The sequence below is a fragment of the Exiguobacterium sibiricum 7-3 genome, assembly GCF_000620865.1.
Taxonomy (GTDB): domain Bacteria; phylum Bacillota; class Bacilli; order Exiguobacteriales; family Exiguobacteriaceae; genus Exiguobacterium_A; species Exiguobacterium_A sibiricum_A.
Map to the genome: position 1 here is coordinate 437,868 of NZ_KK211190.1, position 19,925 is coordinate 457,792.

Genomic DNA, 19,925 nt, shown 5'->3' on the forward strand with positions numbered 1-19,925 from the left:
TTTCTTTTCACTGCTTTTTTATAATAGTTAAATTAAGTGTACTTAATAATATATTATAAAATTGATTTCATAGATTTGATTAAAATCGAGTAGAATTTTTTTTGAAATCTATAAAAATGTACAACTAAATTTATAAGTTATTTAGTTATGAATATAAGGAGAGATACAAAAATGAGGTTGTTATTGTTATATTTAGTTTCATTTGGTTTTATAAGTGCATTTGCTATAAACAAATGGGCGTCCATTCCTTTGATATTATCTTTACTGATATTAATTCAAACCATGTTTTTGGCATTCAAAAACAACGTAAACTTAATAAATAATAAATACATATCAATGTATATTTATTTATTTTTACTAGCTACTTCTTTTAGTTATTTATTGCAAGTTAATACATTCGGCTTTCAAATAAAAGGTTTTACTCACACTGTTTCTTATTTTCTAGTGATTATTCTATATTTTTTGAGTATCGAGTTATCTTTTAGAATACACAATGTTTCGATTAGCATTATTTTTAAGTATATATCTAAAGGAATCTTAGTAGTTTCGTTTTTTACTTTGATCGAATTTATCAGCAAGAATTTTTTTATGTTTGATTTTGATAAATACATCCCTAGAGCTCAAGTAGAACAATTTGATGCAATTTATAATACTGGATTTAGAATATTTTTTAGATCAAGAGGAACTACTGAAGAATCTGGAGTCTTAGCAATGTATTTATTAATGTTTTTCCCTTTCGTAGTTTACTATTATAAATTTATTAACATTAGCAGAAAAAAACTTATAGGATCAATTGTAATGATTTTATTGGCAATATTCAGCACGTTTAGCGCAGCTGGTTTTATTGAATTACTTATTGCTCTTTTGATTGTTATTTTATTGGCTATAATGAAAAAAATTAAAAATGGTTTTTCAAGTATACCGATTTTTTCAATTTTATTAACTATAATTTTAATGATTTTAGCTTTAATAAGTATTGTATATAAAAGGATAGATTTTGATTTTCTTGAAGGGATTTTTGTTAAGCTTACTTTTAGTAATGAATCATTTTCAGCAGGTTCAAGGTTGGAGCGGTGGAATTATGCCTTTTCATTGATTCAAAGCAATCCTATTTTTGGACACGGTGCTGGAATCGCAACTTTACAAAATGGGACAGGTAGTACAAATTTTTATTTAGAAGTGCTTATTGAAACTGGTTTTGTAGGTTTTTTGTTAATACTAGCATTATTTATAGCTATATTTAAAATGATTTTCAAAATGAATGATAGTATAAAATATGTTTACTTATTTTCTATCATAATTGTTTTGATACATTCTATAGTAATTTCACAATACCTTTTACCATGGATTTGGACATTGTTAGCTATCATTAGCTATCACTACTATATGAATAAAGAAGAAGAGGATAATATATTTTGAATAATTGTAGGGAAAAACTTTTGATAGCGATTTTAATAACAATATTGATTCCAAGCATTATATATATATATTGGATTAATAATATAAAAACAGCACTTCCTAGTGTTTTTATAGAAGATTTTAAAGCAGTTCCAAACGATAGAATAGATGATACTGACCAAATCCAAGAAGCAATTAATCATTTGAACAAGCATGGAGGTGGAGTAATTAAATTTCAAAAAGGAATTTATTTAGTCGATGCTGTAAAGTCAATTCAATTAAAAGATAATATTACTTTAGAGTTTAAAAAAGGTTCCATTTTAAAAGCCCTTCCTAACAGCGCAGAAGGATATGAAATGTTGAGTATTCATGATGTAAAAAATATAGAAATATTAGGAGCTGTAAAAATTATAGGCGAAAGAAATGAACATTTAGGCGTTACAGGAGAATGGGGAATAGGTATTAGTATAAAAGGTTCTACAGGGGTTCATATTGAAAAATCTACAATTACAAATTGTTGGGGGGATGGTATATATATCGGTAGGTCTAATAAAAAAAAATACAGTAAAAACATTACTATAGAAAATGTAAAATTTCATAATAATAGACGTCAAGGAATTTCTATTATTTCAGTAATTAATCTTAAAGCAACTAATATTAATGTTAACAACACCAATGGTACGAAACCTGCAAGTGGGATTGATTTAGAACCTAATCGTCCAGATGAATTTTTACAAAATGTAGAAATTGTTAATCTTTATACAAAAAATAACCAAGGATATGGTTTACTCTTTGCCATAGGACGATTATCTGAGAGTGAAAATTATATAAACATTAAAGTTACTAATACTAAAAATATCAAAGATAATATAGGGATATTTGTACCAAATAGGATAAAAGGAAAAATCAAAATAGGTGATGAATATATATTAAACACATCACGATGAAATGTTTAAAAAATATAAAAATAAGTTGGAGGCATAGACTTTGATTGATAAAATTAGGTTTATTGTTAAACAAAAGTTAAGAGATATGATAATTAATTCCATTGCTTCATCTTATTTTATGCCATTAATAGTTCGTAAAAAAATTTATAATATTTTTGGAATAAAGACGCATACAAAATCTATTCGACCTAATTGTTATTTTGGTGGAAATAATATAGAAATAGGCAAAGGGACAACTGTAAATGGAGGTTGTTATTTCGAAAATCTTGAAAAAATCAAAATAGGTAAAAACTGCGATATTGCAATGGAAGTGCTCTTTTGTACTTCTACGCATGAGTTAGGTGCAAGCGATAAACGAGCAGGAAAGCCTTATGGTCAGTCTATTTATATTGGCGATGGTTGTTGGATTGGAGCAAGGGTCACTATACTGCCAGGTGTAATAGTTGGAAATGGATGCGTGATTGGAGCAGGATCTTTAGTTACAAAAGATTGTGAGCCTAACAGTCTTTATTTAGGGTCACCTGCGAAAAAAATTAAAGAATTAAATTAAGTGAAACAAATTATAATTTGTAATAGAAATACTCATACTAAGCTTTAAGTAAAATGTTCGTAAATTAAACAGTGTCTTTTGATGACATAGTCTTTCAAATAGTTTTAAATGACATATTATTAATATGGTGTGTATGAAATGATATAGATTGGCTTATTTTTATTTATTAAACTCTGAAACTGTAATCTGTTTCTACAGCGATGATATTGAATCTAATTTATTAGAATATAATTGTATTTAAATTCTCATTAGTAGAAATTTCATAGTGTACAGTATAGTCTGGAAATTATGAAAATAATTTCTGGTGGGAAAATCAAAGGAGGACTTCTCATGATTCATTACGACTATTTAGAATGTTATCTTCTTGCGCATATTACTTACAGTAAGCAGACAATCAAAGCTTATCGTAGTGATCTCCGACAGATGAAGAAAAATTTTGTGGAATGGTCAGTGAAGTCCCTTCAAACGTATTTTGATCAATTGATTCAACAATATAAACCAACTACAGTGATGCGGCGATATCATGCCTTGATGGCACTGGGAAATGAACTCGTCCGAGTGAAACGTCTCAAAGTTAATCCGATGAAACAGGTCCGTCCGATTGTTCACCAGCATATCCAACAACGTGAGCATCATCCACTCGAAGAATCGATTCAAACAATTCGCCAAATCAATCATCCGACCTATCGTGTTTTCTTTGAGTTAATCAGTCAAACGGGCCTCCGCTTTATGGAGGCCCGTTTGTTGTCGATTGAGGATATTCAGTTTGCGAAGTCGACGTTACTTGTGCGACATGGGAAAGGACGACGCTTGCGGACGGTTCCGCTGGGAGAGAAACTTGCTCATAAGCTCCAAGCATTTTTAGGAGGACGGACGGCAGGACTCGTTTTTCGTTCCATTCGTGGTCAAGCAATCAATGAGCAACAAGCGCGTGATATTTTATGCAAACAGTCACTCGCTACCCGTGGACGACCGTTGCATCCGCATGACTTACGTGTGTCGTTTGCGACGTATCTCTATCAGAGCGGCAATTGCAAATTACTTGAGATTCAACGGTTACTTGGTCACAGCAGCTCCCGAACGACGGAAGGTTACATCCTCAGTCAGGAAACGAAACTTCAGCAAGTCATAGATGCGTTGTCGGCGTAAGTCGATTGATCGAGGAGCGGGCGACTTCTGACGACGGCAGGACATACTGTTGCGTCGTCTTCACGTCACTATGGCCGAGCAGGCGCATGACGGTCAGTAAATCAGCTCGATGTTCCCGGTACAGTGTCGTCGCGAACGTTACCCGTAAATCGTGTGGTCGCAGTATCCGCTTGAGGATTTGTTGACTGGCGAGCCGGAGTTGCTTCCGTGTTTGATTCGGATCAAGCAAACGTCCAGTCTCGTTTTGAAATAAGTGACCGTCGTTCGGTTGAACGTCGAGATATCGTGTCAGGACCGTCATCAGCTCGTCATGAAGCGGTACGTAGCGTGTTTTCTGTCCCTTACCATGACGGACAAACAGTTGACGTTCGGTCAGGTCGAGGTCGGTCCGGTGTAATTGTCGGGCTTCATTGAACCGAAGGCCCGTATGTAAAAGCAGGAAGTAGAACGTATACATCGTATCGTCTTGCAGGGTCTCAATGACACGTCGCGCTTCGATGTAACTAAAGGCCGTTCGGTGTTTCGGTATCGGGCGAGTCGGTTTCTTAATTCGGGATAAGGGGTTCGAGGGAATGGATTTTTCAGCGACTAAGGCGTCAAATAGTGTGGCCAATGCATGAATTCGCCGGGAGACAGTTGTCGGCGCGTAGGTTTGTTTTAACAGCGTGATATAGCGATGCATGGAAGGAATGTCGATGGATTCAGCGTGGGTAAAAAAATGGCGAACGTCAGCACGATAGGCTTTTTTCGTCAGCATACTGTAGCTCGGTGACTGTTCGATGATTGCCAGTAACCGCTCCAAGTAAAACGTCATCATAGGAGGATGTCCTGGACTTTCCGTTTGAGTTCCGACTTAAGAGATCGGAGTCGGGCTGGGGAGTAGCCGAGGCTGTCCTCATTACCGTGAAGAAGAGCTTGGAGAATCGTGAATTCCTTCCGCGATAATTCCTGTTTTAGTTGATCAAGCAGGTAGATGAACGAGACTTGCTGCTGACGGGGGAGTTCCGGTAACGTCTCGACAGCGACTTCACCGGCGAGTGTCCGGTTGCGGGTGGCTAAGTAATCGAGCATCGCGCCTTTAGCACGGATCCGGGCGAAGGTAACGGTCATGACTTTGCCTTCTTCGATCGATTTCCAAAGACGAAGCAAAGCAGCTTGGCGGCATTCATCTTGTTCATTCGGATGAATCGAGAGACGGGAGAGAAGAGAGTTGACGAGGGGCATCCATTGTTTTAACGCTTCATTCATTATGAGAGAATCCAATCTGAGATATGCATATCTATGTATTCCGCGGTAGTTTCAGTATAAGTAGAGTTATCCTCTGTTTTCAAATTGTCTTTTTTGAATCATGCCAACGGTTTTCTAAACTTTCGAGACGCAAAATCCCTCTATTTCTCGCGTCCAAAACGAAAAATCACTTGAAAAACCACTTGTTTCCGTCACTCGCTTCAGGATAACTCTACTTATCCAAGGAGGTGTTCGGGAAAAAAGTGAATTCCGGATTGGTGGACTTATGCGGCAATTCGAAATGAAAAAACGGTCATGAACGAGGTATCCATGACCGTATGTGATGTATGAAAAAAGATTAACGGGTATTCAGAATCCGGTACATCTCGAGTTCGGTAAATCCTTTAGTTTTAGGCTGTCGCAGGGCAGCAAACCGTTTTGCGATATCAGGAGACGACGTATACCGGGCTTCATACTGGTATAAGCCGTTGGCCAGTTCGGTTGCCCGTTTGATGCTGATTGGAATACTGTCATGCCCGTCCTCAAGCAAAATGACCAGCTTGACGGTCCCGTCGACCGGAAGGCGGATCGAGCTGTAGAAACCAAGCCCCTGAAACTTTTGATGGAGTATGAGAATTGGTGATGTCCCGACGTCTACCCGCTGACCCCGGACATGGGTAATCGTGATGGCTGCGTTGATGTAGGAAGATACACGATTCGGTTTATCGTTCAATTCCTCGACCGGATCAATCCGTCCGTTTTCAATCAGCGTCGTCATGTCATCTGCCGGAACCGGACGACTGAACAGGAAACCCTGAACGATCTTACAGTCCAGCTCCCGGATCATGAACAGTTCATCGAGGGTTTCAATGCCCTCGATGACGACACTCATCTCGAATTCCTGGGCGAGCAGCAGGATGCTCCGGACAATCGCCTGGGACTTCTTATTTTGATGGATATTCGTCGCGAACTTCCGGTCGATTTTAATCGTCTGGACGTTGTACGTCTGCAGGTAGGCGAGCGACGAGTAGCCGACCCCGAAATCATCGAAGGCGACAGCGACGCCGATGCGGTTTAACGACGTAAACACTTCAGCCATGAAATCCTCGTCCTCGAGAATCGTCGTCTCTGAAATCTCCAGCTCCAGTTTGTAGGGCGGGAGATGATGACGTTGAATCGCATCCGTAAACACGTTCATATATTCTTTTCTCATGAAATACTTCGGCGGAACGTTTAACGAGACAGGAATCGCGTAATCGATCGACTTGAGATAGCGGGAAACTTCATCAATCAGCCAGTCCGTCAACGGAATGTACAGACAGTTTTCTTCGGCTAGGGGAATGAATTCGCCCGGAGAAATTTCACCCCACGTCGGATGGGTCCAGCGCATCAAGGCTTCCGCACCGACCACTTGTCCGGTCCAGCTGTCGACTTTCGGTTGATAGACGAGATAAAACTCGTTGTTCTCAATCCCTTTGCTCATGTCCTGTAACAGTTCGAACTGCCGGACGGCTTCGATGTCCATGTTGGAAGCATACAGTTCCACGTGGCTGCCTTCCCGTTTTTGGGCACGGAATTTTGCCGTTCCCGAATGACGGATCAAATCGGACGATGTCACCGCATCCTCCGGATACCTGCTGACCCCGATCGAGACACGCGGCTGGAAGACGTAGTCCTGGAGTTCGATGGGTGACTTCGACAGTTGCAGGAGACGCTGTGAAAAGTTCTGAACCTGCTCCTCCGTCATCCGTTCAGGGAAAATCACTAAAAAATCATCGCCAAACAATGCTCCGAGATAAGCTTCCTTCGGCAACAGCCGCAATATGGTATCCGTGGCGATGGCCCGCCATGCGTCCCCCATCTTAAACCCGAACGTCTGATTGATGTCATTAATCCGGTTCAGACAGATGGACAACAGGGTAAACGGGTGATTTTGACGAATCAATAGCTCGACGGTCTCGGTAATCGCTTCCCGGTTCGGCATATTCGTCACCTGATCCATCATTGAAAGCTTAAAAATCTCTTCCTGCCGATTTTTGATCTCGGTTACATCTTTGATGATTGATTGATAGCCGGTCGCTTGTCCGTCCGTGTCAAATAACGGATAACACGTATCTTTGATCCATTTGAGACCTTTTTTCGTGTGGATCCGGTAAAACGCGACGATGCTTTTTCCTTGTTTGACTTCTTCCATCATGTGTAAAAAGTTTGGTCCATCTTCCGGTGTGACGAGTTGTTTCCAGTAGGTCGGGTTTTGGTGAATCTGTTCCTCGGGGACATTAAAAATCTTTGAGAAGTTTGGGGTCAAAATCTGATACCGGTCTTTTTTTAAACTGTATTCGATGAGTGCCGTATCGACGACGACACACAATGTTTCGAGTTTGTCTTTTTCACGTTTTAAGTCTTGTTCCATCTTGTCTTGTTCACTTAAATCAAACATGACCCAGGTGATGACATTTTGGTCCGCTGATTTTCCGACTTGGACTAAAATGCGTAACCAGCCTTTCGTAGTATGGCGCGCCCGGACAATACTTTTATATTCAAAAAAGGACGGGTCCTGGTAAAGACGGTCGACGTTTTGAGAAAATACCGGACGATCCTCTTCATGAATCAGATTTCTGAACTCGACCCGTCCCATTTGTTGGACGGTTTTTTTAGGGAGACCAAACAATTTAGGGACCTGTTCGGAATAAAAAAATTTAGCGGTATCAATCCGGTATTCGACTAAAGCCAGTCCCGGGATCTGTTCCGTCAAAAGTTGATTGACCTTTAACCGGTTGTACTCACGGGCTAATTCTTTCTGCTCTGTCAAATCCTTGACGATACCGTACAGACCAGTCAGTAATGCTCCGGAGTATAAAGGGACGTTCGTGATCGAGAAGTGGTACCGCTTGTTATCGTTGCGAATCGCTTCGATTTCATAATGGACGGTTTCCCCCTTCAAAGCCCGTTCCTGATACCGGAGCATTTCGTGGTATTCATGGGCGGGCAGCCATTTTTCAGGTTCCGTCAAAAAAGATGCCGATCCTTTAAATAATAATTCGAATTTGTCATTGGTCTTGACGATGTTTTTCGTTAAATCCATGACATATAAAGCATCCGGGTAGTCATTAATGGAAATCGGATCTGCCTCGCGTGCATAGACTTCTGAAACGTCGCGAGTGATGCTGGTTTTGATTTTAGGAAGCAGTTTCCAACTGTCGAATAACTTCATGACGACCCCGTCCCTTCTCATTTCCAATGATCAAAACATTATTTCAGCATTTAAGAATTTATATTGAAAAATTAAATACTGTAAAGAAAAACTTTTCATATATACTAAATTATAGGTATAGAAGACCTTTTTTAGCAATAGATTAAGTCTATTTACCTATGAATAGAGTTAACAAAAAAATAATATTTTATTTTTTTGTTATATTAATCCAATTATTCTTAGTGTCATCAGTAAATGAAATGAAAAAGAATTTTGATAGCAGGAATAATGGTTTTCACTCCATGTTACGCTCGAATGCAGGGAATACTTTTGCGTTTTTTTGTTGGGGGTATAAAGAGTGACTTTTGTTTAAGAGTAGAGGCGGAAAAGCAGAATAAACGATTTGTCTGCGGGAACAGGACACGAAACTTGAAGTGGTCAGTATCATCTTTGACAAACTGTTGTTTGAGAGAGACTTCCTTCTGCAATGGCTAAGATATTTTGGAATCCATGTCGGAGCAGCAGGGAAGTCAGCACGTATTCCGAACGCGACCGTGCCTGATCATATCGTGACACGGTACATCAAAGGACAAGGGACAATGACGACGATAGGACGATTTGTAACGTGACGTATATGCCGATGCTTGATTCGACTGTGCGTGAGTAGACATGATGATACCCTTCACTGTTTGACGAAGAAAAAAGAACCTTCTAAGGTACTTGCAGATGGCATGTTGAAAGGTTCTTTTTTTGAGGCTGGACTGGTATTAACAAGTCAATAACGATCATCTGTGATCAGTCTCAGTTTAAGGAGGACTGAGAACATGATTTAAAGATTCGGTTGATGCTCGACATGTTCGATGCGGACATACTCAATGTTGAGCAACTGTTCGAACGGATTAAAACGAAACAAACCATGATTTCAACACGATACAAGTCCAATAAAAGAGAAAATATTTCCTTATATTTCAAAATAGATAGTCGTTCTCTTTGTTTTTTCTATAACATGTAGATTAGCCGATTTATTAATGAGAGGATGAAGAAAATGATAGCAGGGATTATTCTAATTTCGATTCTATACCCTAATTTATCAGTGTCAGCAAGCGTCAGCTTACCGACAGTTGCTCAAATTAATGATGATGTAATTGGACAAAACTCTACAATTCGCGGCAATACATTGTATTATGCCGATCATGAAGGAACAAATTTAGTTGATTTAGAGACTGGAACACGTTTAAGAAAAGAAGATACAGGTGATACATTACTTGATGTCAGTACAGATGAATCCTGGATGATTGCAAAAGAATTTTGGCACACCTATTTTACGATTTATGATGAATTTGGCGAAGAAGTCAGAACAGTCGATAACCTTAGATATCAGAATCAGGTCTATCGATTTAACAGTGGAATTCAAGCTAAGTTTTTACCCAATTCCTCTAAACTCGTTATTGCGTCAGATGATTATATTTTCTTATACGACATCAAAACTGAAAAAGTATTGTCCGCTCGAGGTATCAGTACTGATGGTACGTTGAAAGTCTCGAATGATTATATCATGATTGGAGATGACTCCTCGATTCATGTCATGAATCATGCTCTCGAAATGGTCACTGAAATTTTACCGCAGGAAAGAATTATCTCGTATGATGTGACACTATCTAATACTTTAATCTTTAATACCTATGACGGACGTATTTATCAGTACAAGAGCCCGTTTACTAAGTCCGTTCTATCATCACTAAAAACGTATGATGAAATCGATTTGGATGACAGCGGGGTGTTTCTTGGTACTTCAAAAGGAATCTTATACGATATGCAAACAGCTAAACGAATTTATACAAATATAGACGAATCACGTATCGTATTTAATGAAAACTCGTCCAAAATAGTGACATTGGGAGATTCTGTGCGTGTCTATGATGCAAAAAATTTAAAAAAGCGAATCGTGAGCGCAAAAATCAGTACAGATTTTAATTCGTTAATTGTTCGAAACGAAACGATACCGACATTTGTTGCCATATCGAAAGATGGAACGAAAACTAAATTGACGAATCAAGCCGTTTGGCGGTCTGATAATTCACAAGTTGCCTATTTTTCGAAAGGTAAGTTAATTGGGAAGTCTCCTGGAAAAGTAACGATCAAAGGCTCTTATGAGGGGCATACTGCTACGCTTTCGCTGACAGTACGCAAAGAATCCAAAAAAGCGAATTTAAAATGGCTGATGAATCAAAAAAATATATTGAATCAAAAAGGAACGTTCGTGAATGCTTCACATCAATTTTACGATTCTTACTCTAAAGTAAAAGGAACGAATGGAAAGATATATTACCAAGAAAAAGTTTACACTAACGGTATTTTTAAAGGAAACGTACTTTATGGAACGTATCGTAACAAAAAAACCATTGACGAAATTTTATTACCTTTAAGTGTCGAAAAACGAACTGACATTAGTGAACAACAAATAATTGATGTGTTCGGAAAACCAAAGAAAACGTATAAATATGATCCGGCAGTGTCTTCAAAAGTGACACGAGGAACTAGTATCCTCGATCAACATCAAATTAAAAAAATTAGTTTATACACGGTAAAAAAGAATAATGCTCTTGAAGTCATCTATGATGAAAAAGGCTATGCGCGATACCTTCACCTTTTTGAATCAACTCCCGGAGACTGAATCATTAAAAACAGACTGAATCTTCCTTCTAAAAAAGGGAAGATTCAGTCTGTTTGTTTTTTTATATATTTCATTAAATGTATAGAAAGAACAATTATTTGATCAATTCTAAAGTTTTATTTTAAATATAAGTAAATAGATTCTTTTTATTACAAATTAAAGTTAAAATATATCTTTTTTGTGTTAATATCTTCTATGGATAAATTTAACTTAATAGAGTTTGATTATTCGTGTGAGATAAAAGGAGGTTTATGAAATGTCATGTGTGAATTGTGCGGATTCCGCGAAGCGTGGATTGAAATTTTGTCCGAGCTGTGGCGATGCTCTTGTGGGCCGCGAAGAAGAAAATAACCATATTGAAAAAGAAAGATACGAAAAACCTATTCAATCTAAGAAAATGAATAAAACAACAAAAGCTCTTCTGTCAGCCCTTGTACTTCTGTTAATAGCTGGTGGGGCTTACTATGGTTTATCGACACAATGGTTTACCGTTGAGGCGACTACAAATGAAGTACGTGATGCCATTCGCTCGGGTGATGCGAAGTTATTGGCTGAACATACGGAGTTTAATGGGAAGCAAATCGATCAATCAATGGCTCAGCGTTTTCTGGATGCCTTGAAGGAGACACCTGAACAAAAGAAATCATTTATGGAATATTTATTAATGGCGGGGACATCTCTTCAAGCTGAGAACGAAAGTGATGTTCCAGCACAAATTGTAGCGGACGGACGTCAGTTTGGAATCTTCAAGGATTATCGTTTACAGCTAGAGGGAGTGCGAACGGAAGTCATCAGTAACTTTGAAGGAACAAAAGTGACGCTTGTTAATCCGGTCGGGACAGAAAGTAGTAAGGCGTCAGCAGATGGTATTCAAATGGATGGCATATACCCGGGACTGACGGATGCCAAAATTGCCTACGATGGGGAGTATGGAAAAGAGTCAAGTGAAGTCATCATCAATCCGTTAACCTTAGATGCTTCGAATCGAAAATATGAAATCACCTTAAAAGGAAACGCCGTCTCCTTAGATCAAACTTATCCAGACGCGTTTTTAATCGTCGATGGAAAAGTAACATCGAAGACGATCTCGGAACTTGATTCATACGGACCGATTCCGAAGAACGGGATTACTTTAGCTATCGAAAATCAATTTGCCTGGGGGGATGAAACGTCAGAAGACGTCCTCGTCAAACCAAATACGAAAAAAGTCGATTTTGTATTTCAACCATCGGAAGCTACTCTTGATCAAATCGAGCAAGTCGTTGAAGAACATGCTTCCGATTGGGTCGATGCAGCGAACTATCAGGATACGAGTTACTTCACACTAGTCGATGATGCTTCTTATATAGCGAAGCAACAAAAAAATTACGATGACTGGAGTAGAAAAGATTTGGAATGGGATGGCGAGTTCATGAGTGCCTCGATTGATCGTTCTTCTGCAAAGTTTGTTGAATATGGTGATACGGTCGGAATCGAATTAATGGCAACGACGTATATCCGTGGCGAACTTTATTCGTATGATAGTGAATCCCCTGGAAAGTCAACATCAAAATCACTCTTCCGGTACCTTTTCACGTATGGAGTCGCTCCGGATTCTGATAGTTATGAAGAGAGTTTTAGAATTCAGCAAGCTACGAACATTAAGTAAAATCAGGGAGGAAACACAGATGATGGATTGGAAAATGATAAAATCACGCTTTCAAGAAATGACACCAAAAGAACTGCATGAGAATGCCGAACAAGCTCGACGCGAAAAAGGACGTCTTTTGTACGAAATCGGAGAGCGGCATTACATGAAGCTTCGAAGTGAAGGGCGCCGTGATGAAATTAAAGACATTTTGGCGCAGGAAGTGCTTGTATTTGGTGCATTATCACGAATTGAAGAAATGGAAGTTGAGGCGGCGCAAAAGCAATGTAAATCATGTCGAACTGCACTAGAACCGGGTGCAAAATTTTGCGGTAAGTGCGGTACAGCCGTTCCTAGAGAAACCGATCAGATGAAGGTGGAATGTTCTACTTGTCATACACCGCAACGGAACGATCAACAATACTGTACATGCTGTGGATCCGAAATGGGGCAACACGTATGAAGTACTGCTCGACCTGTGGAAAAGCTCATGCTCAACATGCTCAGTATTGTAGTGTAGACGGGACAGTACTCGATAAACAGTTACGACCGATTCGCTTTGAACAAGCAGCTCACTTTTGTGTTGGGTGCGGACATCAGATGGATAGTCGTTCTTCTTATTGTCCTAGTTGTGGCCATTCGCGACTTGTGGCAGCAACGTCAGAAGGTTCAATCGTAGATCGTTTACCGGGCATGGATGATATCCGTAAAAAATGGAAGACACAAAATTGGGGTACGAACTTAACGTGGAAAGAGCGGGGAAGAACATTTTTGTCACGCTTTGATCTGTCGACTTCGAATCCAAGTTTAGTAGTCGGAAGCGTAGCTGCCCTGATTTGTTTCGCAGCAATCATCGTTTTACTGTTCATTATTCTGGGTCTTGTTAGTGGAGAAGCCTCCCTTGATTCATTAAAGGCCGCTCAACAGAATATCGGAAGTGATTATAGTGCGGTTGGTCTCTTTTTCTTCTTGTTATTTGTATCGCTGGCAGGTCTTCAACTGACATCAAGTGAAGACTTAAAATCGTGGTTGATCACGGAAGTATCGCGCGGAGATGCCGAATACTTATCGGAAATCCAGAAAGCAGTCAATCAGTTGGATTTTCATATTTTCTCCGGTCATCTTCTTCTTTCGTTACCCGGTCTATTCTTACTAGTTGGTAGTGCTTGGTTACTGGAACGAGGTGGAGTCGTTGGGGGGAAGGCAGTCTCATGGAACGAACGAATTGAACGAACCTTCGTTTTTTCGCTGACATTATCTCTGATTGCTTTACTAGTCGGACTATTTGCGACAGACTTTGGTATTTTTGATCTTCATCTATTAAAAGGCATCTTACGGACTTTCTTCATCTCGTTTTCTGGCGTCCTATTGTTCCTCTTTATTGGACAAAAAGAATTACGCGGATCTTGGCAAGTCGGTCGGGTTGCTGCGATGACTCTGATGAGTATTTATTTAGCAGGTGTCCTTCTGACATCAATCGGACAACTCTATTATCTAAACGAACTAGATGAACTAGATGATGCAGCAGTTGGAGAGGCGACAAGTCTCGTGCTCTTAAGTGGTGCTTCACCAATCTATGTAATGTCACAAGCGGGTCAAGTTGATTTTAAAATGACGGTCTTAACAGAAGAATACCGTCTTGGCGCCGCCTTATACGGAGAAGACCGGTTAAACGACTTACAAAAACCCGTCACAGAAGCAGAAGAGGCATCGGGTCTTGGTCGGATTCAAGACATTGTAGGCAATCAAATTGAGAATGGGAATGATCCAACGCTCGATCCAAAAGTCACACGTTTTGATGAAACAGTCGATATTGGTCTTGTATCTCGTATGATTCAAATAGCCGATAGTTCATCTCCTTTTGAAGAAGAACAGCTTCTTCGAACAAGCGTTGCACCATACGGACTAATTTTTCTTCTTCTCATGTTTGCCATCCATATAGGGATAGGTTTCCGCTGGATACGAACATTACATGCTACGGTCGTCTACGGAAGTGTCTTCCTAGTTGGAGGTCTCATATTGGCATATTTCACACAGACTCGACTAGAAGTTCAGTGGGATGGAGATCTCATGGCTGGTGTCGTTATTTCAAGCCTGACACTTTGGAATGCTTTCATGCTCTTCCTCTTCCCATTCTTCGGTGGTCTAGCAGGATATGGACTACGACGTTTGAAAGGTACGAAAGCGTAATACACAAAAACGCTTGTCTCCATATGAAGACAAGCGTTTTATCATAAAGACTGATTTTTTGACTTTTCAAAGTCGACAGTAGAGTCTTTTTCAATACCGGAATCTCGGAAGGTTAAATGACCATCCTCGTCAAAAGTGATTTCAAGTGATGATTCATAAAAATAAACCATTAAACTGTTTTCCGAATCAAAGCGACCTGTATATTCAAAGTCATCGAGAGGTTCACCTTCATAGTCAAGTACATCATGAAGGGTTAATGTTGCTTTTCGATTAGGATACGTACTGACATCGATTGTCGCATTTGAGTAATCCTGCTCATACTCCCCTTGGTCACTCGTCGTGTAAGTATAGGTACCTTGAAAATCTTTAAATTCACGTTCGATTTTCAGTAAAGTTCGATGATATGTTGAAGCTTGATTCGCAAGTGATCGATCACCGAATGTTTGGTTCATGACACGTTCAGCAAACTTAACAGCATTTGTAGTCTGATTCATATAAATAGCGGCTTCAAGATCGTGAAATGCCTCTTGTTGCTGACTCAGAGCAATCAGATGTTTGTCGGTCGCACCTTCTAATTTTGCTTTTTCAAACCATTGCTTTTCTTGTTCGAGCTCACCTTCTAGTGTGCTTTGCGCACTTTGTTTCATGTACAAGTTAGCAGACTCATTTGTACAACCACTTAATAAAACGGTGAAGACAATCGTAAGACTTGTTCGTAACATCATGATTTGATCTCCTTCTTAAATGAGCGTTTAACTGAAGTGATTGTGTATGCTCCATCTTCGAAACTTAATTCATAGTTCGTAATCGTCTTATGTAGCTGTTGGTCTTCATCTTCAAAACCTTTACGTGAATAGATTTCGGTTGTTTGAACATCGAATTGATTTTTTTTTATTAATTCGATTGAATCGAACGTCATATCTTGTAATGTCACATAACTATACGGATCATCTTCAGAAAAAGCTAAACGATTTCCAAAAGAATTAAGCTCATCATCTGTCAAATCCTTTTCACCGTAGAAAAGATCGGAATAAGGACTATAATCTTCGATGTTCGAATCGTAGTAGCTCCAGTCCCCATCTTTTTTATCAATAGAAGGAAGACATTGGGCATAGGTGCTTAGGAAACGATAAAGCGAATCCGGTGAAGCGGAGTCAAATACGAGATAGTCTTCTAGTTCCTCATCTGCTAACTGACTACGCTGCGTGCCTGAGAACCCTTGAGGCAATACCTCATCGCGGTCAGCTTCGGAGCGAGTCAACTCGCTTGTCTGAAACAAAGGTTGTGAGGACTGATAGCTTGTATAGGCAAAAACGCCTCCTCCAACTAAAAGTAGGAATACAAGTAAAAACAACACCCAAGATTTTTTAGAAAAACGTGACCCTTTTCTAGCATTCTTTTGTCCACAAACAGGACAGAAAATCATTTGGTCATTCATAGGGGTATGACAATTTAAACAATGTGCCATCTATGTGTGCACTCCTTTCTTACCATGGTTATTATAATGTAAAATAAAGATAAAAATAACAAAATTTTCATAAAAGGAGAAGTGATTATGGATCCATACGAACGATTAGGCATATCAAGAACATCGAGTATGAAAGACTTAGACAAAGCTTATGAAGAAAAGTTAATAGCACACCCTGAAGAATCAGAAGAACGTACAGAAATCGAACGGGCATACGTCGTTATCAAATATGAAAAAAAACAAAAGCAAAAGCGAAATAAAAGAGGTGTCGGAATTCTAAGCCTTCTTTTGATAGCAGGAATTGGTGGAAGTGCCTATTATTACTGGGGCATGGAAGAAGATGTTGTTGCTAAAAAGTCAAACGAACCCAAGTCGAATGCCACATTTGTCATAGGGGAAGAAGAAGCGAAAGAGGAAGATAAAAAAGAATCGACTTCCAAAGAAAAAGGTAAAACGAAAGAAGATACAAATTTAGAGGAATCGTATGAACAAATCAGTGATATTTCCGAGATTTTCTTTCGGGAGTTGGAAGATGCATTGACTGACCGAACGGTTAAAGGTCTTTCTGTAAGTACGAGTACGTACAATCAAGGTTTCCAAAGCAGCTTAAATGATTTAATCAACGGTGGATATGTCTTCGATGGTGAGTTGACGACGAATGCTATTCCTCAAAGCGATATCGTCATTAAAGGTGATCAAGCGACGGCGAAAGTGACAGTGGATTATTCTTCTCGTTCTTATCAGCCTTATTTTCATGAACGACCAGATTCGAGTACAATCGTCTGGCAACTAGACTTGATAAAGTCAGGACAGGATTGGTTAGTGACGAATCGAACTTCGCTTTCTGATTCAGCAAAAGGTCGCGGTATGGAAGTGAGACAATCTGTGAAGGACGACATCATCAGTACCATCAATGATCATGCCAGTGAATGGAAAAGTGCATATGAGAGCATGGATACGTCTTATTTTACGTTGTACACAGAACCTGACTATTTGGCAAGACAACAAAGTTACTATAACTCTTTAGAAAAGAGAGGCGTTTATTGGGAAGGATATTTTGACAGTATTGAATATTCACCGTCGTCCATTAAGATCAGTGAAAATGCGACCGATTTATCGGCTACGATTGAAGCGATTTCTTATTATGTAGGCGATTATTACGATGAAGACGATTCGCTCGTTGAAGAAGATCCCGGCGATAATGTACCGTTTCGATATCATCTCAAATATGACCTGGATCAAGAACAATGGTTTATCAAGAGTACCGAACAATTAAGTTCATTTAGCGTCAATGATGCAGAACGCTATTAACCAATCGAGGAGGAAATTGAAATGAAAAAAATAGTATTATTTACAGCGGCAGGGCTATTAATCAGTCTCTTGCCTATCCAGATGGATTCGGCAGCGGCACTCAGTAAATCAGAAAACAAGATTGTCGATAAACAACTCGCTTCATTAAAAAAAAGTAAACTCTCAGGCGGATATAAGCCGATTGATGTACGGTCCGTTTATTTACTCGGGGGAAAGTATCCGGAAACGTTTGTTTTATACGAACGCTTTAATTCAAAAACGTATATGAACGATGTAATCGGAAAAGCTCAAAAATATGATGCGAAAAAGAAAAAATGGTCGACGGTGTATACATACACAGATCGAGATACGGATTATTATGCAGTGCGTGCTAAAGGAAAGATGATAGATACGAAAAAAGAACAGTTGGTGATTGGACCGACTGGTGGAAATGGCGGATATTTCACACCCGTTTTATTAGGATCGACAGACGGAAAGAAGATTAAAAAGATTTTTGAGGCAAAAGAATCTTATGGATTTGGTAAAGCGGTCATTCGAGATAAAAAATTATATGTCGGGTCGATGACAATCGTTCACGATGTCTACTCCTACAAAGGAACGAAGTTAAAACATCGTTACGGAACAGGAGCAGACGATCGGAAAGTCGCCGGGAAAGTTTCGAAATATATGACGTTAGACCGATATGCAGGTTATACGTATTTAACAAGTCCACACAATATTAGCCTAAAGAAAGGGCAATCGGTTGCGATTGTCCGCGAATACAAAGATGATACGACGCCATACGTTTATCGCGCGCTTTCATCAGGTGAAGGTCGTCTCAAAATGGAAGGCTATCATTTCAAGGCAGTCAAGACTGGTGTCGAGCGTTGGACGTTTGAGCCGGATGCTTATGGAGAAGCAGATAAAGTGAAGTTTACGGTTCGTTAAAGCGATAAGAAGTAAATATGATATGCAGTGACTTCGAAAAAATTTCGGAGTCATTTTTTATACGCAAAAAAATAACCAGGTATTGTATGAATACTAAATAATCAATTGATGAAAGAAATCAAATAAATAGTAATCCAAAATAATGGTTCATCACCATAACACGTGATTGCTGTTTTAACGAACAAGCTCAAGACAAAATCTGAAAAAGAAGAGCGCGAAGTTTCGGTAGCCAGAAACATACCCTGTGTTGATGAACCGAATTAACAAGTATTTTTATAAAAAATGAAAAAAGCTATAGAAAAGCCCCTTGATCAGTAAAATGTTACTTTTCGTAACTGTTTACTGATCAAGGGGTTCGGTAACTACTTATTCATACAAAGTTAATTTACGATATTTAGTGCATTAACCGCTTGTTGTGATTCCAGCATCAAGTCATTCGCCTGATCATCCAATAAAATAGGTATATCTTCTGACTGTTCTTCTTGTTGCGCCAAGTCCTGATTCGTTAATTTGTAAAGTATCGCAACCAGTTTGATGTTCGTATCAACCAGCATTTTTTCTTCATAAGAATAAGAAGTATAATCTTTATTGTGTTCGACTAAAGTCTCTAGTAAATATACTTGTTTACGATAGATTTTATGAATCATATTGAGATGTATTTCCATTTTAATAGCGAGCACATCGAGTCGTCTTAAAAAATCATGTGATTTTCTGATTGATGTAATGATTTGATCGACTTCTTGTTGAACTTCAAGTGCTTTTTCTAAACTCGAATTATTCTTTAACTCTTTAAGTATTGAACCGAATGCAAAGAAGCTTCCTACTAAAGAAATCATCGAGATGGTCATGATTTTTTTATGCATCTCTGATTGGAATTCTTCGACTCTTTTGAAATCGGTAAAAGAATGTTTGGGTATAGTAAACGTATCATTACTTTTCTGTTCGAACTCTGGTCGGTTTTTGATGTGTTCGAATGCATTTGAAAATCGTTGAAAACTCTTGAAAATTTTAACCTCAAGTTTTTCCAATGAAGCCAACTGTGCTAACGTTTCTTGTTCGACATTAGTAAGATCGTGTTTATAAGCATTGTACCTATTCTCGGAGGCTTCAACAATTTGTTGCGGTTTTTTAAGCTGTTTTACTTTTTGTGTGACTATATTTGATCCTATTTTGATTTTCTTAGATATAAATGGAAGTGGCATTTAAAACACATCTCCTTTTTAAGTGCTGATCTGCTGATTCACTTACACAACACGTCTGTCTC

General features: G+C 38.9%; 17 protein-coding genes. 11 read left to right on the forward strand and 6 right to left on the reverse strand.

The features are described 5' to 3' along the window. Positions 1 to 171: 171 nt before the first annotated feature. The 4 genes from P402_RS0103245 (at position 172) to P402_RS0103260 (ending at position 4,044) form a co-directional block, all read left to right on the forward strand. Positions 172 to 1,419: an O-antigen ligase family protein gene (locus P402_RS0103245; protein ID WP_026827394.1), complete on the forward strand. Its 1,248-nt coding sequence runs from the start codon at positions 172 to 174 to the stop codon at positions 1,417 to 1,419. A 20-nt stretch (positions 1,420 to 1,439) separates the two neighbouring features. Next, positions 1,440 to 2,345: a right-handed parallel beta-helix repeat-containing protein gene (locus P402_RS16170; RefSeq protein ID WP_152538813.1), complete on the forward strand. Its 906-nt coding sequence runs from the start codon at positions 1,440 to 1,442 to the stop codon at positions 2,343 to 2,345. Positions 2,346 to 2,385: 40 nt separating this feature from the next. Continuing rightward, entirely contained in the window at positions 2,386 to 2,895 is a 510-nt protein-coding gene (locus P402_RS0103255; RefSeq protein WP_081776600.1) for an acyltransferase, read from the forward strand. A 330-nt stretch (positions 2,896 to 3,225) separates the two neighbouring features. Beyond that, positions 3,226 to 4,044, forward strand: coding sequence for a tyrosine-type recombinase/integrase (locus P402_RS0103260; RefSeq protein WP_026827396.1), 819 nt, complete (start codon positions 3,226 to 3,228; stop codon positions 4,042 to 4,044). Here the strand turns inward: P402_RS0103260 and P402_RS0103265 are convergent. The 3 genes from P402_RS0103265 to P402_RS0103275 all read right to left on the reverse strand — a co-directional run bounded on the left by P402_RS0103265 (position 4,022) and on the right by P402_RS0103275 (position 8,485). Continuing rightward, entirely contained in the window at positions 4,022 to 4,861 is an 840-nt protein-coding gene (locus P402_RS0103265; protein ID WP_026827397.1) for a tyrosine-type recombinase/integrase, read from the reverse strand. The two genes, P402_RS0103260 and P402_RS0103265, sit on opposite strands and share 23 nt — an antisense overlap. Continuing rightward, positions 4,858 to 5,292 carry a sigma factor gene (locus tag P402_RS0103270; protein WP_026827398.1) on the reverse strand — a complete coding sequence of 145 codons (435 nt, stop codon included), beginning with the start codon at positions 5,290 to 5,292 and terminating at the stop codon, positions 4,858 to 4,860. Before P402_RS0103270 ends, P402_RS0103265 begins: the two co-directional genes overlap by 4 nt. A gap of 337 nt (positions 5,293 to 5,629) precedes the next feature. Beyond that, positions 5,630 to 8,485, reverse strand: coding sequence for a GGDEF domain-containing phosphodiesterase (locus tag P402_RS0103275; RefSeq protein ID WP_026827399.1), 2,856 nt, complete (start codon positions 8,483 to 8,485; stop codon positions 5,630 to 5,632). Between the two features lie 413 nt (positions 8,486 to 8,898). Between P402_RS0103275 and P402_RS17130 the strand changes: the two genes are divergently transcribed. The 5 genes from P402_RS17130 (at position 8,899) to P402_RS0103305 (ending at position 14,955) form a co-directional block, all read left to right on the forward strand. Next, positions 8,899 to 9,093, forward strand: a complete 195-nt coding sequence (locus tag P402_RS17130; RefSeq protein WP_026827400.1) for a hypothetical protein — start codon at positions 8,899 to 8,901, stop codon at positions 9,091 to 9,093. Positions 9,094 to 9,509: 416 nt separating this feature from the next. Next, entirely contained in the window at positions 9,510 to 11,138 is a 1,629-nt protein-coding gene (locus P402_RS0103290) for a hypothetical protein (RefSeq protein ID WP_026827401.1), read from the forward strand. A 397-nt stretch (positions 11,139 to 11,535) separates the two neighbouring features. Further along, positions 11,536 to 12,786: a TcaA 3rd/4th domain-containing protein gene (locus tag P402_RS16970; RefSeq protein WP_235188813.1), complete on the forward strand. Its 1,251-nt coding sequence runs from the start codon at positions 11,536 to 11,538 to the stop codon at positions 12,784 to 12,786. 19 nt (positions 12,787 to 12,805) lie between these two features. Next, on the forward strand, positions 12,806 to 13,228 hold the full coding sequence (locus tag P402_RS0103300; protein ID WP_012371479.1) for a zinc ribbon domain-containing protein: 423 nt from the start codon (positions 12,806 to 12,808) through the stop codon (positions 13,226 to 13,228). Then, a complete protein-coding gene (locus tag P402_RS0103305) occupies positions 13,225 to 14,955 on the forward strand; it encodes a zinc ribbon domain-containing protein (RefSeq protein WP_160168604.1) in 1,731 nt (576 codons plus the stop codon). The genes P402_RS0103300 and P402_RS0103305 overlap by 4 nt, the downstream gene beginning before the upstream one ends. Before the next feature lie 41 nt (positions 14,956 to 14,996). Here the strand turns inward: P402_RS0103305 and P402_RS0103310 are convergent, their stop codons facing one another. Then, positions 14,997 to 15,680, reverse strand: a complete 684-nt coding sequence (locus tag P402_RS0103310; RefSeq protein WP_026827404.1) for a hypothetical protein — start codon at positions 15,678 to 15,680, stop codon at positions 14,997 to 14,999. Further along, positions 15,677 to 16,423: a zinc ribbon domain-containing protein gene (locus P402_RS0103315; RefSeq protein ID WP_034769661.1), complete on the reverse strand. Its 747-nt coding sequence runs from the start codon at positions 16,421 to 16,423 to the stop codon at positions 15,677 to 15,679. Before P402_RS0103315 ends, P402_RS0103310 begins: the two co-directional genes overlap by 4 nt. A gap of 87 nt (positions 16,424 to 16,510) precedes the next feature. On the opposite strand from P402_RS0103315, the gene P402_RS0103320 reads away from it, so the two are divergent. Beyond that, positions 16,511 to 17,734, forward strand: coding sequence for a hypothetical protein (locus P402_RS0103320; RefSeq protein ID WP_026827406.1), 1,224 nt, complete (start codon positions 16,511 to 16,513; stop codon positions 17,732 to 17,734). Positions 17,735 to 17,755: 21 nt separating this feature from the next. Continuing rightward, positions 17,756 to 18,661, forward strand: coding sequence for a hypothetical protein (locus P402_RS0103325; RefSeq protein ID WP_026827407.1), 906 nt, complete (start codon positions 17,756 to 17,758; stop codon positions 18,659 to 18,661). A gap of 380 nt (positions 18,662 to 19,041) precedes the next feature. Here the strand turns inward: P402_RS0103325 and P402_RS0103330 are convergent, their stop codons facing one another. After that, a complete protein-coding gene (locus P402_RS0103330) occupies positions 19,042 to 19,863 on the reverse strand; it encodes a hypothetical protein (RefSeq protein ID WP_026827408.1) in 822 nt (273 codons plus the stop codon). Between the last annotated feature and the right edge of the window lie 62 nt (positions 19,864 to 19,925).

Excerpts from the sequence above, each read along its gene's own strand:
- P402_RS0103300 (WP_012371479.1), top strand. The coding sequence starts at position 12,806 with ATGATGGATTGGAAAATGATAAAATCACGCTTTCAAGAAATGACACCA.
- P402_RS16970 (WP_235188813.1), top strand. The coding sequence starts at position 11,536 with ATGAATAAAACAACAAAAGCTCTTCTGTCAGCCCTTGTACTTCTGTTA.
- P402_RS0103265 (WP_026827397.1), bottom strand. The coding sequence starts at position 4,861 with ATGATGACGTTTTACTTGGAGCGGTTACTGGCAATCATCGAACAGTCA.
- P402_RS0103260 (WP_026827396.1), top strand. The coding sequence starts at position 3,226 with ATGATTCATTACGACTATTTAGAATGTTATCTTCTTGCGCATATTACT.
- P402_RS0103305 (WP_160168604.1), top strand. The coding sequence starts at position 13,225 with ATGAAGTACTGCTCGACCTGTGGAAAAGCTCATGCTCAACATGCTCAG.
- P402_RS0103270 (WP_026827398.1), bottom strand. The coding sequence starts at position 5,292 with ATGAATGAAGCGTTAAAACAATGGATGCCCCTCGTCAACTCTCTTCTC.
- P402_RS0103245 (WP_026827394.1), top strand. The coding sequence starts at position 172 with ATGAGGTTGTTATTGTTATATTTAGTTTCATTTGGTTTTATAAGTGCA.
- P402_RS0103330 (WP_026827408.1), bottom strand. The coding sequence starts at position 19,863 with ATGCCACTTCCATTTATATCTAAGAAAATCAAAATAGGATCAAATATA.
- P402_RS0103315 (WP_034769661.1), bottom strand. The coding sequence starts at position 16,423 with ATGGCACATTGTTTAAATTGTCATACCCCTATGAATGACCAAATGATT.
- P402_RS0103290 (WP_026827401.1), top strand. The coding sequence starts at position 9,510 with ATGATAGCAGGGATTATTCTAATTTCGATTCTATACCCTAATTTATCA.
- P402_RS0103275 (WP_026827399.1), bottom strand. The coding sequence starts at position 8,485 with ATGAAGTTATTCGACAGTTGGAAACTGCTTCCTAAAATCAAAACCAGC.
- P402_RS0103310 (WP_026827404.1), bottom strand. The coding sequence starts at position 15,680 with ATGATGTTACGAACAAGTCTTACGATTGTCTTCACCGTTTTATTAAGT.
- P402_RS0103325 (WP_026827407.1), top strand. The coding sequence starts at position 17,756 with ATGAAAAAAATAGTATTATTTACAGCGGCAGGGCTATTAATCAGTCTC.
- P402_RS0103320 (WP_026827406.1), top strand. The coding sequence starts at position 16,511 with ATGGATCCATACGAACGATTAGGCATATCAAGAACATCGAGTATGAAA.